Origin of the sequence: Pseudochrobactrum sp. B5, from assembly GCF_001939785.1 — a bacterium.
Lineage (GTDB): Bacteria > Pseudomonadota > Alphaproteobacteria > Rhizobiales > Rhizobiaceae > Pseudochrobactrum > Pseudochrobactrum saccharolyticum.
Genome location: NZ_MOYL01000001.1, coordinates 32,400 through 45,905 on the forward strand (window position 1 = coordinate 32,400; position 13,506 = coordinate 45,905).

A 13,506-nucleotide genomic window follows, 5' to 3' on the forward strand; every position below is an offset into this window, starting at 1 on the left:
CATTAGCGGCCTGTGTCCCCCGTTAGAAATACACATCCGCATCTTCTCTTCAACACAGTGAAGGAGCAGATCCATGCGGATTGTTCAGATTACCGACACCCATTTCAGCCCGTCCAAAACACATTTTACTAAAAACTGGCAGCCTCTCGCCGAATGGCTGGAAGAAGTTAAACCGGATCTCGTGATCCATACCGGCGATCTGGCCGTGGATGGTGCGGATTTTGACGACGACCTGACTTTCTGCGCTGATCTTCTGGGCGAACTGAACATGCCGGTACTCTGCGTTCCGGGTAATCATGATGTCGGCCATCTGCCTTCCTCCCTGCAACCGGTCAATGATGAGCGTCTTGCACGCTGGCGCGATCTGGTCGGCCCTGACCGCTGGGTGCATGACCAGTCCGGCTGGCGGTTGATCGGCCTCAACAGCCTGCTGATCGGCAGCGGCCATAAGGAAGAAGAACAGCAATATCAATGGCTGGAAGACGTATTGAACGGTGCCGGTGGCAGACCGGTTGCGATTTTTGCCCATAAACCGCTTTTCGTCGATAGCCCCGATGAAGGCGGCAGTGGCTACTGGGGCGCCTCCCCCAAAGACCGTAAACGCCTGATGGATTTGTTCAGCGCACATAATGTCCGCCTTTATGCCAGTGGTCATCTGCACCGCGCATGGGCTGGCCATCATCACGGCATTTCCCTGATCTGGGGGCCTTCATCAGGCTTTATCGTCGGGTCAATGGAACGTGATTTACCGGGCGAGCGTATTGTCGGTGCGGTTATTCACACTCTGACCGATAATGTGCATAGCGAAATCACCGAACTGACGCAGTTGCGTCCTTATCTGCTTGATGATGTGGTGCATGAAGTTTACCCGTCGAGCCACACTGCCGCCATTACCAGCGCCGATGCAACGGAGCAGGCATAATGGCGTATTTCGCACTGAAAAATATCGCCAAATCCTTTGGCGATCAGCACATTCTTAAAGATGTGACGATTGAAGCCGAAGACGGTGAATTCATTGCACTGGTCGGGCCTTCCGGTTGCGGCAAAAGCACCATCCTGCGTATCGCCGCCGGTTTGGAACATGCCGATGACGGTAATATCTGGCTGGGCGGGCGCAATATTACCGCCGCTCATCCTTCAGACCGCAATATTGCAATGGTGTTCCAGTCCTATGCGCTCTATCCGCATCTGACCACGCGGGAGAATATCGCCGTACCGCTGGCCATGCGTGATCTGACCATGACAGAACGTCTGCCGCTGATCGGCAACTGGATGCCGGGTCAGGCGGCAAAACGTGCCGCCATTCAGCAACAGGTGCAGGCAACTGCGCAGAGCCTCAAGATCGACCATCTGCTCGACCGCAAACCTGCGCAAATGTCCGGCGGTCAGCGCCAGCGTGTCGCGCTTGCCCGTGCCATGGTGCGCCAGCCACAGGTCTTCCTGATGGATGAACCGCTTTCTAATCTCGATGCCAATTTGCGCGTGCATACCCGTGCTGAAATTGTCGATCTGCATCGCCGTGCCGGTGTGCCAAGCCTCTATGTGACCCATGACCAGTCCGAAGCGCTGAGCATGGCCGACCGTGTTGCTGTGATGATCGGTGGCAACCTGCTGCAAATCGATACACCGTCCGAGATTTACAATAATCCGCGTCATATCGAAGTTGCCCGCTTCATCGGCAGCCCGAAAATCAATGTGCTGAGCGCCCGCGCCAGCGATCAGGGCATTATTCACTTTGCCGGCAAATCAATTTTAAGCGAAATTGACATTCATGCCGGCTCTGCACTCAGTGTAGCGATCCGGCCTGAAGACCTGCAAATCCGCCGCGCCCACGAAAAACCTGCGGACAGGGCGATCTCAGCCACAGTAGCGCGTATTGAATTTCTTGGCTCTGAAGCTCTGGTCTATCTCAATGCTCCGGGTGCTCAGGAATTACTGACTGTACGATGCAGTCCGGCCATGGCAGCGGATCTACAACCGGATATGCCGGTTTTTCTGACTTTTGATCCGCATAAAGCACTGCTGTTTGATACGGAAGGTCAGCGCCTGCGCAAACTTTCCCATACAGTTTCAAGCCGCATTAAGGCTGACAGCCATGTCTGATATTGCGCAAAGCTTCTCCCCTGTAATGACAGCGCGTGAGGCAGCCAATGCCGCACGCAAACGTGAAGAGCGTCTGGCATGGAAGCTGATGGCACCGGCTGTGTCGCTGGTACTTCTGTTCATTTTACTGCCGACCTTGGCGGTGTTTTATCTCAGTTTCACCAATTTTGAACTTGGATATACGGATTATCAGTTCGTCGGCTTAGAAAACTATATCGAACTTTTCAAAGACCGTACCTTCCGTATTTCCTTGCAAAATACCGCACTCTATACGCTGATCGTCACTCCGCTTTCCGTTTTTCTCGGATTAGGTGCAGCTCTGCTGATTGAGAGTGAAACACGAGGCAAAGCCTTTTTCCGCACAGTTTATTTCCTGCCCGTTGCCTCGCTGCTCGTGGCCATGGCCACTGTCTGGCAATATCTGCTGCATCCAACAATGGGGCCGGTCAACGCGATGCTCGGCCTGTTAGGCATCGACGGCCCCAACTGGCTCGGCAGTTCTTCAACCGTGCTGCCAAGTCTTGCCATGATCGGCATCTGGCAATCGGTCGGCTTCAATATGGTGCTGTTTTTGGCTGGCCTTACCGCCATTCCGCGCGAACTATATGCTGCTGCCGAAATGGACGGCGCTAAAAGCGCATGGGAGCGTTTCCGGCTGGTGACATGGCCGCTGCTCGGCCCTACCACACTTTTTGTTCTCACTATCAGCGTCATCAATTCCGTCAAAGTCTTTGAATCGGTCAAAACCCTCACACAGGGCGGGCCGAACAAAGCCTCGGAAGTGCTGCTGCATACGATCTATCAGGAAGGCTTCGTGTTCCTGCGCGTCGGCTATGCCTCGGCCATGACCGTTATTTTTCTCATGGTGCTGATCGTGATGATGTTGTTGCAATATCGCGTGCTTGACCGCCGCGTGCATTATTAAGAGGCGGAAATCATGTCAGTCTTACGCTTTACCCGCCTCGGGATTTTGTCTCTCGGTGCGATGCTGTTCCTTGCACCTTATATCTGGATGCTCTCCACGGCCGCCAAATCACAATCCGATATTTTCTCCTCATCGCTCAGCCTCATTCCGCAAAACTGGGCGCTGATCGAAAATGTCACCAAGGCCTTTTCCCGTGTGCCGATGGGGCAATTGCTGCTCAACGGCGTTCTGGTCTGCGCACTCATTTTGGTGGTTCAGGTTATCATCGCCATTCCATGCGCCTATGCTATGGCCAAGCTGCGCTTCCGTGCGGCACAGGTGATGATGAGTGCGGTGATGCTTGGCCTTTTGGTGCCGATCCATGCCACGGCTCTGCCTTTCTATTTAGGTTTTGAGCGCACAGGCCTGCTGAACACCTATTTCGCCATCAGCGCCCCCTTCTTCATCTCGGTATTCGGCATCTTCCTGTTTCTGCAGTTTTTTCGGTCGATGCCGGATGATCTGATTAATGCCGCCCGCCTTGACGGTATGTCGGAAACCGGCATTGTCGCCCGTGTTATTGTGCCGAATGCATGGCCTGCGATTACTGCTTTTTCGATCTTTTCCGTGGTTGCACACTGGAATGATTTGTTCTGGCCGCTGATTGTTGTCACCAATATGGACATGGCCACACCGCCTCTGGGGCTGCTGTATTTCCGTGCTGCCGAAGCCGGCGATGACTATGGCGCACTGATGGCTGCCACGCTGATTATCACCCTTCCCCTCGTTCTTGCTTTTCTTGCAGCGCAACGCCGCTTCATTGAGGGCATTACCATGACCGGCCTCAAAGGCTGATCGCAACCTCACGTCTGTAACGCTCTTCCTCCCAAACATTTACGGAGCCTGTAATGACATTCTTCTCCCGTACTCTGACCGCTGCTGCCCTTTTTTCCGGTCTGTGCAGCACAGCTCTGGCTGAAACCACGCTCAATGTGCATTATCCTATGCCGGGCTTTTTTCAGGACGTGATGGCCAATATTTCCAAGAAATTCACGGAAGAAAATCCGGATATCAAAATCCATTTCGTCAATCCTTCCGCGACCTATGAAGACGGCATTCAGCTGATTATGCGTCAGAATGGCACCGCGGAGCTGCCGGACATCACCTTTACCGGCCTGAACCGCCTGCGCATTTTAAGTGAACGCAATATCGGCCTTGATCTGAAACCGCTGGTCGAGAAAGAAACTGATTTTGAAGCACAGGGTTTCACTCCGACCATTCTGAACCTTGCCAAAATCGGTGACCGTCAGGTTGGTCTGGCTTTCGCAACCTCCAATCCGATCATGTATTACAACGCAGATCTGTTTAAAAAAGTCGGCGAAAACCCGGATACGCCTCCGGCAACATGGGACGATGTCATCCGCATCGGCGGCAAGATCAAAGCGCTCGGCAACGGCGTTCAGGGTATTGATTTCCGCTGGCAGGGTGATGACTGGATGTTCTCAGCCCTGTTATTCGGTGCCGGTGGCCGGATGCTTTCAGAGGATGAAAAACAAGTCGCATTCAGCGGTGCTGAAGGTGAAGCGGCTTTCAAACTGCTCGACCGCATGGTCAAAGAAGGCGGCCTGCCGGTCTTTACCAAAGAAGCCGGTGAACAGGCCTTTGCAGCAGGCAATGTCGGCTTTGCTTTCCAGACCACCGGCGGCCTGCGCAATACAATCAAGAATGTCGGCGACAAATTCGACATGCGCACCGCTAAAATTCCGCTGCTTAATCCGGAAAAAGGCCGCCTGCCAACCGGTGGCAATGCGGTTGTTATCCTGACATCGGACGACGCAAAAATTGAAGCCGCATGGAAATTTGCCAAATTTGCAGCCGGCCCTTACGGCGCATCAGTCGTCGTACCGGGCACCGGTTATGTGCCGAATAACGAATTGGCCGCAAAATCCGACGAATATCTCGGCAAATTCTATGACGAAAACCCGCTGTTCAAAGCCGGTCTTAGCCAGATGAATATCATGATCCCTTGGTATGCTTTCCCCGGCTCGAACGGCGTGAAAGTAACCCAGACCATCGTTGATAATCTGTCCCGCGTTGTTGAACAGAAGGCCACACCGGAAGAAGCCCTTGCCGATGCGGCCGATGAAGTGAAAAAGCTGCTGCCGCGCCGCTAATCACATCAGAATAATAATCAGACCGGCGGCTTTAAGCTGCCGGTTTTTTCTTTTGTAAAGTTGCCAGTGCCACACCAAATGTGGTCAGCACCATGCCAAGAATCTGCACCAGCGTCAGCGTTTCCCCAAACAGCAAATAGGCCATTATCGCCGCTGTTCCCGGCACCAGATAGAAGAACGAAGCGACTTTTGAAACTTCGCCCTGCCCGATCAGGATCAGCAGCAGCAAAATTGCACCGATTGACAGAACCAGCACCAGCCAGAGCATTGCAAACAGCAATTCCGGTGACCAGATCACCGTCTGCGTTTCAAAAGTCAGCGACAACAAGCCGGTCAGAATACCCGCTGCGATATATTGCACGGTCGTACCGGTTCTCAGGTCAATTTTCACCGCAAAGCGTTTTTGCCATACCGTGCCGATACTGATCGCCATCACAGCAGCGAGCGCCGCACTTAATGTTGCGGGATTAATCCCACCGGAACTCAAGGAAAATTTCGGTGCAACCACCAGTGCCACACCGCAAAAGCCGATCAGTAGCCCCAGCCATTGTCGTGGTAACACGGTCTCTCGCAAGAAGAGTGCGGCAATCAACGTGGTAATCAGCGGCTGCAAGCCGGAAACCAGCGCTGTCATACCCGCAGGCAAACCATGGCGCACCGCCCAGAACACACCGGAGAGATAAATCCCGTGAATGAGACAGCCGACAATCGCGGCGTTCACAAGTCCGCGTTTGTCCGGCCAGCGGGCACCGGTTGCCAGTGCCCAGACCGCCAGAATAATAGCAGCAATGAAAAACCGTGCGGTCATAAACCAGAACGGCTCAGCATAGGGCATAGCAAGCCCCGCACCGATAAAACCGGTTGCCCAGAGAAAGACGAATAAAGCAGGGAAATATTTGACTGGCATGATCTGTTCCACGAACTATACAACCGGCTTATCCCTGCCGCCCTGCCTCGCCAAGCGTTAAACGCTTGCCATTCACATTTGGCTTTGCCATGAAGCATGAATGACACACTCCGATGAAAACAAAACCATCTGCATTTATGTCGATGCCGATGCCTGTCCGGTTAAAAACGAGACTTATAAAGTTGCTGAGCGTCATGGCATCAGAACCTTTGTGGTCGCCAACAGCTTCATCGCTATTCCGCGTGATGAACCGCTGATTGAACGTGTGATCGTCCCTGCCGGTCTGGATGTGGCCGATGACTGGATTGCCGAGCGGTCGCGTGCCGGTGCGGTTGTTATCACGGCAGATATTCCGCTGGCACATCGTGCAGTCACCGCCGGAGCTGTTGCGCTTGCACCGGACGGCCGCCTGTTCAGTGCGGCCAATATCGGCAATATTCTTGCCACCCGCAATCTGATGGATGAGCTGCGCTCCGCCAATCCGGTTTCATCAGGCCAATTCGGCGGTTCAAAGCCGTTTTCAGCCCGCGACCGCTCCGCATTTCTCTCGGCACTTGATCTCGCAATTGTGCGGTTGAAGCGCGACGGTTTCACAGCATAACAAAAAAATTACGAAGAGCGCATTGTTGCCGTTGCTACGCCGGCGCCGATCAGCAATGTGCCGCCGGTACGGTTGAAAGCACGCAAAATCCGCGGGCTTTTAAACAGTGCGCGCGCACGATGCGCTGCAAAAGCGTAGAGAAACGCATTGCTGAAAGACAGCACCAGAAATGTGGCTTCAAAAATCAGCATCTGCGTCCAGAAATCGCCATGCCGGTCAAGAAACTGCGGCAGGAAAGCCACGAAAAACGTGATGCTTTTCGGGTTGAGAGATGTCACCAGCCATGCATGCGCCAGCATTTTCACAGGTGATACATCGGCATCCCGCGCCTCTGCCTGCATTGTAGCACCTGAACGGAATAATTTTATACCAAGCCAGATCAGATAGGCAGCGCCAAGCCATTTCACGATTGTAAATATTGTGGCAGAGGCCGCAAGCAACGCACCGATGCCGAGCATCGACAATGTCATAGCCGAAAAATCACCGAGCGCCACACCGGCCGCCATCGGCATGGCAGTGCGCCAGCCCTGCCCCAAGGCATAGGAAACCACCAATAAAATTGTTGGCCCCGGTATCACGAGTAAAACAATTGATGCAGCCGTAAAGGCAAGCCAGACATCCAGCCCCATAGAAAATCTCCCTTAAGATCTTCAGCAGAGCAGAAAACCCAAATCCTGTAAAATCACATTATACAGGATTTGGCGACCAATCAGTTACGCAGGCTCTTGGCTGTATTCACCAGATTAACAGCGTCCTGCCCCGCCCAGTGTGCTGGTCCGTTCATTGCCGCAATCTGACAACCGGTTTCATCAATCAGCAAAGTTACAGGCAAACCAAAAGCCAAACCTCTGCGTTTCAGATCATTAAAAACAGTCAGACTGGCATCGCGATAAAAACCGAGCTTCTCAACGCCGATCTCGTTGAGGAAATTCTTCGGCTTGGAAATATCGCCGGTGTCGATATTCAGCGCCACCACTTCAAAATCGTCACTGCCCTGCTCGGCCTGCAATTTATCCAGCGCAGGCATTTCCTCACGGCACGGCGCGCACCAGCTCGCCCAGAGATTAACCAGCAGGGTCTTGCCCTTCATATCCCCGATGGTGGTTTTGGAGCCATCCGGCGCATCAAATTGCAGATGTGTCAGCAAAGCAGGCTTATCCGATGGCTGCATTCCGGCAACTTCACCGGTTGCAGCAGCGGAGAGTTTAGCTAACTGCTCCTGATTTAACGCACATTTTGCATCCTCTGCGCCGCCTGCTGCGGCATTACTGGCCGTATTCTCTGTCGGAACAACATTGCCAGAAGGCGGTTCCATCACGTATACCGCAAGGGCACCGGCCAGAAGTCCGGCAATACCGGCGAACAAAATCATCTTCGGGCTGATTGCGCTTTTCGGTTTTGTCTCTTTATTATCTTCGGCCATAATATCGTTCTTTTACTTCACAGTTCCGGCTCAGGGCATAAGCGCATGACGACAGAAAAATCCAGTAACCAGATGTGGGGTGGCCGTTTCGCCTCAGGACCCTCTGCCATCATGGAAGAGATTAATGCTTCGATCGGTTATGACCGCAAACTCTATGCTCAGGACATTGCCGGATCGCTGGCGCATGCTGCCATGCTTGCCAAGACCGGCATTATCTCTGCAGATGATCACAAACAGATCTCCGATGGTCTCAATACCATATTAGCCGAGATCGAAAATGGCAAATTTACCTTCTCGCGCAAGCTTGAAGATATTCATATGAATGTGGAAGCCCGTCTGGCTGATCTGATCGGCGCACCGGCCGGTCGCCTGCACACTGCCCGTTCGCGCAACGATCAGGTGGCGCTGGATTTCCGTCTCTGGGTCAAAAATGAGCTGGAAAAAACTGCTGCTTCGCTAAAAATTCTGATCGAAGCCTTCCTTATCCGTGCGGAAGAACATGCAGCAACGGTTATGCCGGGCTTCACCCATTTGCAGACAGCACAGCCGGTGACTTTCGGCCATCATTGCATGGCCTATGTGGAAATGTTTGGCCGTGATCTCTCCCGCGTGCGCGATGCGATTGAGCGTATGAATGAATCTCCGCTCGGTGCCGCAGCACTGGCCGGTACCGGCTTCCCGATCGACCGCCACATGACTGCCGAAGCGCTCGGTTTCCGCGAACCGACCCGCAATTCGATCGACAGCGTTTCCGACCGCGACTATGCGCTGGAATTCCTGTCGATTGCTTCGATCTGCGCAACCCATCTGTCGCGTCTGGCCGAAGAAATTGTGATCTGGTCAACCTCGCAGTTCAATTTCATCCGCCTGTCCGACGCTTTCTCCACCGGCTCATCCATCATGCCGCAGAAGAAAAATCCGGATGCCGCAGAACTGGTGCGCGCCAAGACCGGCCGTATCACTGGCTCGCTAGTCGGCCTGCTGATGGTGATGAAAGGTCTGCCGCTGGCCTATTCCAAAGATATGCAGGAAGACAAAGAAGCGGTTTTTGATGCTGCCGAATCCATTGAGCTGGCACTGGCTGCCATGAGCGGTATGGTTTCCGATCTGACTGTGATTGAAGCCTCGATGAAAAAGGCTGCCGGTTCCGGTTATTCCACTGCGACTGACCTCGCCGACTGGCTGGTGCGTGAACTCGGTCTGCCATTCCGTGAAGCGCATCATGTGACCGGCCGTGCCGTTGCACTGGCAGAATCGAAGAAAGTCGATCTGTCCAAACTGACGCTGGAAGACATGCAGTCGATCCATCCGCAGATTAATGATGCAGTGTTCGGTTTCCTGACTGTGGATAAATCGGTAAAAAGCCGCCAGTCTTTCGGTGGCACCGCACCGCAGGAAGTGCGCCGCCAGATCAAATACTGGAAAAAACGCCTTATTAAGGCCTGATCCGCCCCGCTATACAACAGACCGGAGGCCGTTCACGTCTCCGGTCTGCATCCCTTCAAAGATTTGTGTTTGTCTCCGAACAGTTTGCGTTGTCCCGTAATTCAGCTAAAACTGTCAGCGAAAATTACTCACGGCTTTGCGGCCAAACACCAGTTTCAGGATATTTTTTGATGAATAGCCGCGTATTCATGACCTCTGTGATTATGCTTGTTGCCGTTGGCAGCATTGTATCCGGCTGCGGCCGTCGTGGCGCACTGGAAGCCCCGCCAAATGCGACAGTGCATGATGACTGGCGCAAACCGGATAAAAAAGCTGTCGAAGAAAAACCATTTATTCTGGATAAGCTGATTTAAAGCGGGTCGCATTTCAACCTATCCACTGCGTCCGCTTCAGATTTTTTGAGCAGCCGCATGTTCGCTGAGGTTAAATTCAGTCAATTTAACTGCGCTAAGATACAGAACCGGATATTGAATGCCTGAACCGGACACCAGATCTTTTGAAAACGCAGACCGCAGGCTTTATCGTCTGCGGATCAAAGCGGCATTGGTCTTGTGCTTTGAGCGTTTATGGCCGCTGGTATTACCGGTTCTGCTTTTAACAGCATTATTGGCCAGCCTGGCCTGGCTCGGTCTGTTTCAGGCCATGCCGCGCTGGCTGCATTTCACGCTGTCTGCCGTTTTTATACTGGCCTATGCCTATGCGCTTTTCCGTTTCCGGCATTTTCAATTGCCGGACGATCAGACGGTCAACAACCGGATTGAGCGTGAAAACGGCTTGCAGCACAGCCCGTTGCAACTGAGCGATGACCAGCTTGCCGGACAGAGTGACGATCCGCTGGCACAGGCACTCTGGCAGGAACACCGCAAGCGTATGGCCGCGCTGACGGACAGGCTGCACGGATTTCTGCCCCATCCCGATATTCCGCAGCGCGATCCTTATGCCCTGCGCACATTTGTCATTCTGCTGTTTGCTTCAACGGCGGCTTATTCCTTCAGCCCGTCCTCCGGTAAAATCAGTGATCTGTGGAACCCGCCTGAAGGCTTTGCAGGGCCGGAAGGCCGCATTGATGCATGGATTACGCCACCCGCCTATACGGGCAAAGCACCCGTCTTTCTGAGTACCAATACAGATGTAAAACCGCTGGATGTGCCTCAGGGCAGTATTCTAAGCGTTCAGATCAGCGGCAGTACACGTAATCAGCTGACTATGACCGGTCAGGACGGCAAAGCCTATTCAGTTGAGGCCAAACCGGCTTCCGGTACAGCGAAAACACAAGACGGCACTAATTTTGAACTGCTTCTGAATAAAACGGTCGCCGCCAGCCTGCAGGCCGGTTCACGTCGTCAGTCATGGCAGTTTAACATCACGACAGATACGCCGCCTGTCGTCGATTTTACCCGTAATCCGACCTATGCGCTGAACGGCACACTGGAACTGCATTATAAAGCCAATGATGATTATGGCGTGACTAAATTACAGCCTGTCATCAAACTGCTGGAAAAACCGGAAGAAGGCGCGCAATCGCTGACAGACGCGCCGGAACTGCGGCTGACTATACCCAAGCGCGGCAAAAACAGCACGGACGAGACCACAGCCCTTCAGGATCTGACTATGCATCCGTGGGCTGGCAAATATGTCTCCCTGCAATTGCAGGCGATTGATGATGCAGGCCAGGCAGGCACAAGCAAAGAAATCCGTTTTGTGCTGCCGCAACGCCCGTTCATCAATCCGCTGGCACGCGCCGTTGCCGAGCAGCGTCAGGTGCTGGCGCTCGACAGCAATCAGAAAACACCTGTTGTGCAAATGCTGGATGCGCTGACCATGCATCCGCAGACCACCATTGCCAATGTCAGCCATTTTCTGGGTCTGCGCTCTGTGCGGGAACGTCTGAAACTGGCACGCAATGATGGGGAGCTGCGCGAGATTGTCAGCTACATGTGGAATGTCGCGCGCGGCATTGAAGATGGTCAGCTTTCCGATGCGGAAAAAGCCCTGCGTGCAGCGCAGGAGGCGTTAAGTCAGGCATTGCAGAATAATGCCAGTCCGGAAGAAATTGCCCGACTGACGAAAGAACTGCGCGAAGCCATGAACCGATACTTAAACGAAATGGCACGCCGCCAGCAAACCAATCCGAATAAAAACGCCCAGAACAATCCCAATACCCGCGTGCTCAGCCAGCGCGATATTGACCGGATGATGCAGCAGATTGAAGACCTAGCCCGTTCCGGCAATCATGCGGAAGCTCAGCAGATGCTGTCGCAATTGCAGGAAATGCTTAACAATCTTCAGCCTGGTCAGAGTGCTCAGCAAGGTCAGGGTAGCGGTCAAGGCCAAGGTCAGGGACAAGGTAGCGGCGCACAGCAACAGCTGAACAAGCTCGGTGATCTGATGCGCCGTCAGCAGGAGCTGATGAATGAAACTTTCAAGCTGGATCAGCAATTGCAGGAACAGTCTGATGATTTCAATTATGACGGCGAAGGAGAGCAGCGCCCGCAAAACGGCCAGTCCCGTCAGGAAACCGAACAGGCTCTGAAAGATTTACAGCAGCAGCAGCGCGACTTGCAAAATGAGCTGAATGCGCTGACAGACCAGCTAAAACAACAGGGGCTGGAATCCTCGAAAGAAATGGATCAGGCGCTGAACTCCATGGGGCGTGCAGGCCGCTCGCTGGGCAATGGCGAAAGCGGACAGGCCACAGATCAGCAGGCTGAGGCGCTTGATGCCTTGCGCCGCGGTGCCCGCTCCATGATGCAGCAATTGCAGCAGGCGCAGGGTGAAGGTCAGGAGCAGCAGACTGGCGAAGGTCAGGATCCGTTAGGGCGTCAAACCGGTCAGGGCAGTTCGGAAGGCACCGGCAATCAGCTGCCGAACCAGATTGATATCCAGAAAGCCCGCCGCATTCTTGATGAAATCCGCAAAAAACTCGGCGATGCGCTGAGCCCGCAGCAGGAAAAAGACTATCTGGAACGTCTGCTGAAACGCGATCAATAAAGCATTTTCAGAAAAAGTGCGAAGCGGTTTTGCGTTGGATAATGCGCAAAACAAAAGGATAGAGCGGTTCCAAAAATTCAGACTTAACTGGAACTACTCTATTTCATAAAAAAGCCGCTCATAATCATGAGCGGCTTTTTATATTCAGCGAATGGGCGGAAGCTTATTCCTGCTCATCCATAACGCGGCCGACATAAGGCAGCTGGCGGAAAGAATGCGCCACATCCATGCCATAGCCGACAACAAAATAATCCGGACATTCAAAAGCTGTGAAATCCGCATAAAGATCAAGCTTACGGTGACCCGGCTTGTCCAGCAGCACAGCAATACTCACACTGCGTGCGCCGCGTGACATCATCAGTTCACGCACAAAATTCAGCGTTTTGCCGGATTCAAGAATATCATCAATCAGCAGAATATCGCGGCCTTCAACATCGCTGTCGATATCGCGCACCAGACGGATCTCGCCGCCTTTTGTGCCTGCGCCATAGCTGGAGACAGTGATGAATTCCACATCCGGTTCAACACCGGCATCATGCATGGCGCGGATCAGGTCTGCTGCAAAAATGAATGAGCCCTTGAGGATAGAAACTGCCAGCGGCCGTTCCAGCTTACGCTCGGCAATTTTTTGCGCCAGTTCACGATTGCGTTCTGCAATCTGCTCCGCACTGAACAGAACTTCAAGATTTCTGCCACCTACATAAGGCATAAACACGTCTCCGGTCTTAATCCGCACTAGGATTTTATATTACGCAGTTTCTAACGGATCGAAGCGGGAAAAGAAAACAATCCGGTGAATTGTTTTCCCCGCCGAGGCGGTTCCCACTTTTCCTGAAACTGCTTGAACCGAAATATCTCCGGCAAGAAAAAAGTAGCTGTTACAGTACTACGCCTTTTGCTGAAAGGGCAGTTTTACATTATTTACGCCTGTTCCGCATCAAATCTGCGTTTTAACCG

13 protein-coding genes are annotated in these 13,506 nt (G+C 53.2%); 9 read left to right on the plus strand and 4 right to left on the minus strand.

The features are described 5' to 3' along the window. Positions 1-73: 73 nt before the first annotated feature. From BKD14_RS00170 to BKD14_RS00190, 5 genes are read left to right on the plus strand one after another with little or no spacing between them, the layout of a single operon-like run. On the plus strand, positions 74-922 hold the full coding sequence (locus BKD14_RS00170) for a metallophosphoesterase (RefSeq protein WP_075653824.1): 849 nt from the start codon (positions 74-76) through the stop codon (positions 920-922). After that, positions 922-2,103, plus strand: coding sequence for an ABC transporter ATP-binding protein (locus BKD14_RS00175; RefSeq protein ID WP_075653826.1), 1,182 nt, complete (start codon positions 922-924; stop codon positions 2,101-2,103). Before BKD14_RS00170 ends, BKD14_RS00175 begins: the two co-directional genes overlap by 1 nt. Continuing rightward, positions 2,096-3,028: a sugar ABC transporter permease gene (locus BKD14_RS00180; RefSeq protein WP_075653828.1), complete on the plus strand. Its 933-nt coding sequence runs from the start codon at positions 2,096-2,098 to the stop codon at positions 3,026-3,028. Before BKD14_RS00175 ends, BKD14_RS00180 begins: the two co-directional genes overlap by 8 nt. Positions 3,029-3,040: 12 nt before the next feature. Continuing rightward, complete coding sequence (locus BKD14_RS00185; protein WP_075653830.1) at positions 3,041-3,862, plus strand: carbohydrate ABC transporter permease; 822 nt, start codon at positions 3,041-3,043, stop codon at positions 3,860-3,862. Between the two features lie 53 nt (positions 3,863-3,915). Then, the gene (locus tag BKD14_RS00190) at positions 3,916-5,181 is read left to right on the plus strand and encodes an ABC transporter substrate-binding protein (protein WP_075653832.1); all 1,266 of its coding nucleotides are present in this window, start codon (positions 3,916-3,918) and stop codon (positions 5,179-5,181) included. Positions 5,182-5,212: 31 nt separating this feature from the next. Here BKD14_RS00190 and BKD14_RS00195 read toward each other — a convergent pair whose 3' ends face one another. Next, on the minus strand, positions 5,213-6,088 hold the full coding sequence (locus BKD14_RS00195; RefSeq protein ID WP_075654693.1) for a DMT family transporter: 876 nt from the start codon (positions 6,086-6,088) through the stop codon (positions 5,213-5,215). Between the two features lie 100 nt (positions 6,089-6,188). Between BKD14_RS00195 and BKD14_RS00200 the strand changes: the two genes are divergently transcribed. Continuing rightward, the gene (locus tag BKD14_RS00200) at positions 6,189-6,689 is read left to right on the plus strand and encodes a YaiI/YqxD family protein (RefSeq protein WP_075653834.1); all 501 of its coding nucleotides are present in this window, start codon (positions 6,189-6,191) and stop codon (positions 6,687-6,689) included. Between the two features lie 8 nt (positions 6,690-6,697). Here BKD14_RS00200 and BKD14_RS00205 read toward each other — a convergent pair whose 3' ends face one another. Continuing rightward, a complete protein-coding gene (locus BKD14_RS00205) occupies positions 6,698-7,318 on the minus strand; it encodes a LysE family translocator (protein WP_075653836.1) in 621 nt (206 codons plus the stop codon). An 80-nt stretch (positions 7,319-7,398) separates the two neighbouring features. After that, positions 7,399-8,112, minus strand: a complete 714-nt coding sequence (locus tag BKD14_RS00210; protein ID WP_075653838.1) for a TlpA disulfide reductase family protein — start codon at positions 8,110-8,112, stop codon at positions 7,399-7,401. A gap of 45 nt (positions 8,113-8,157) precedes the next feature. Between BKD14_RS00210 and argH the strand changes: the two genes are divergently transcribed. The 3 genes from argH (at position 8,158) to BKD14_RS00225 (ending at position 12,549) form a co-directional block, all read left to right on the plus strand. After that, positions 8,158-9,558: an argininosuccinate lyase gene (gene argH / locus BKD14_RS00215; RefSeq protein ID WP_075653840.1), complete on the plus strand. Its 1,401-nt coding sequence runs from the start codon at positions 8,158-8,160 to the stop codon at positions 9,556-9,558. A 170-nt stretch (positions 9,559-9,728) separates the two neighbouring features. After that, positions 9,729-9,911 carry a lipoprotein gene (locus tag BKD14_RS00220; RefSeq protein ID WP_022709648.1) on the plus strand — a complete coding sequence of 61 codons (183 nt, stop codon included), beginning with the start codon at positions 9,729-9,731 and terminating at the stop codon, positions 9,909-9,911. A 118-nt stretch (positions 9,912-10,029) separates the two neighbouring features. Then, a complete protein-coding gene (locus tag BKD14_RS00225; protein WP_075653842.1) occupies positions 10,030-12,549 on the plus strand; it encodes a TIGR02302 family protein in 2,520 nt (839 codons plus the stop codon). Between the two features lie 163 nt (positions 12,550-12,712). On the opposite strand, the gene hpt is transcribed toward BKD14_RS00225, so the two are convergent. Next, on the minus strand, positions 12,713-13,258 hold the full coding sequence (gene hpt, locus BKD14_RS00230; protein ID WP_022709650.1) for a hypoxanthine phosphoribosyltransferase: 546 nt from the start codon (positions 13,256-13,258) through the stop codon (positions 12,713-12,715). Positions 13,259-13,506: the final 248 nt, after the last annotated feature.

What these genes read in the sequence shown, in the direction of transcription:
- BKD14_RS00170 (WP_075653824.1), top strand. Translation starts at nt 74, where the DNA reads ATGCGGATTGTTCAGATTACCGACACCCATTTCAGCCCGTCCAAAACA.
- BKD14_RS00175 (WP_075653826.1), top strand. Translation starts at nt 922, where the DNA reads ATGGCGTATTTCGCACTGAAAAATATCGCCAAATCCTTTGGCGATCAG.
- BKD14_RS00180 (WP_075653828.1), top strand. Translation starts at nt 2,096, where the DNA reads ATGTCTGATATTGCGCAAAGCTTCTCCCCTGTAATGACAGCGCGTGAG.
- BKD14_RS00185 (WP_075653830.1), top strand. Translation starts at nt 3,041, where the DNA reads ATGTCAGTCTTACGCTTTACCCGCCTCGGGATTTTGTCTCTCGGTGCG.
- BKD14_RS00190 (WP_075653832.1), top strand. Translation starts at nt 3,916, where the DNA reads ATGACATTCTTCTCCCGTACTCTGACCGCTGCTGCCCTTTTTTCCGGT.
- BKD14_RS00195 (WP_075654693.1), bottom strand. Translation starts at nt 6,088, where the DNA reads ATGCCAGTCAAATATTTCCCTGCTTTATTCGTCTTTCTCTGGGCAACC.
- BKD14_RS00200 (WP_075653834.1), top strand. Translation starts at nt 6,189, where the DNA reads ATGACACACTCCGATGAAAACAAAACCATCTGCATTTATGTCGATGCC.
- BKD14_RS00205 (WP_075653836.1), bottom strand. Translation starts at nt 7,318, where the DNA reads ATGGGGCTGGATGTCTGGCTTGCCTTTACGGCTGCATCAATTGTTTTA.
- BKD14_RS00210 (WP_075653838.1), bottom strand. Translation starts at nt 8,112, where the DNA reads ATGGCCGAAGATAATAAAGAGACAAAACCGAAAAGCGCAATCAGCCCG.
- argH (WP_075653840.1), top strand. Translation starts at nt 8,158, where the DNA reads ATGACGACAGAAAAATCCAGTAACCAGATGTGGGGTGGCCGTTTCGCC.
- BKD14_RS00220 (WP_022709648.1), top strand. Translation starts at nt 9,729, where the DNA reads ATGAATAGCCGCGTATTCATGACCTCTGTGATTATGCTTGTTGCCGTT.
- BKD14_RS00225 (WP_075653842.1), top strand. Translation starts at nt 10,030, where the DNA reads ATGCCTGAACCGGACACCAGATCTTTTGAAAACGCAGACCGCAGGCTT.
- hpt (WP_022709650.1), bottom strand. Translation starts at nt 13,258, where the DNA reads ATGCCTTATGTAGGTGGCAGAAATCTTGAAGTTCTGTTCAGTGCGGAG.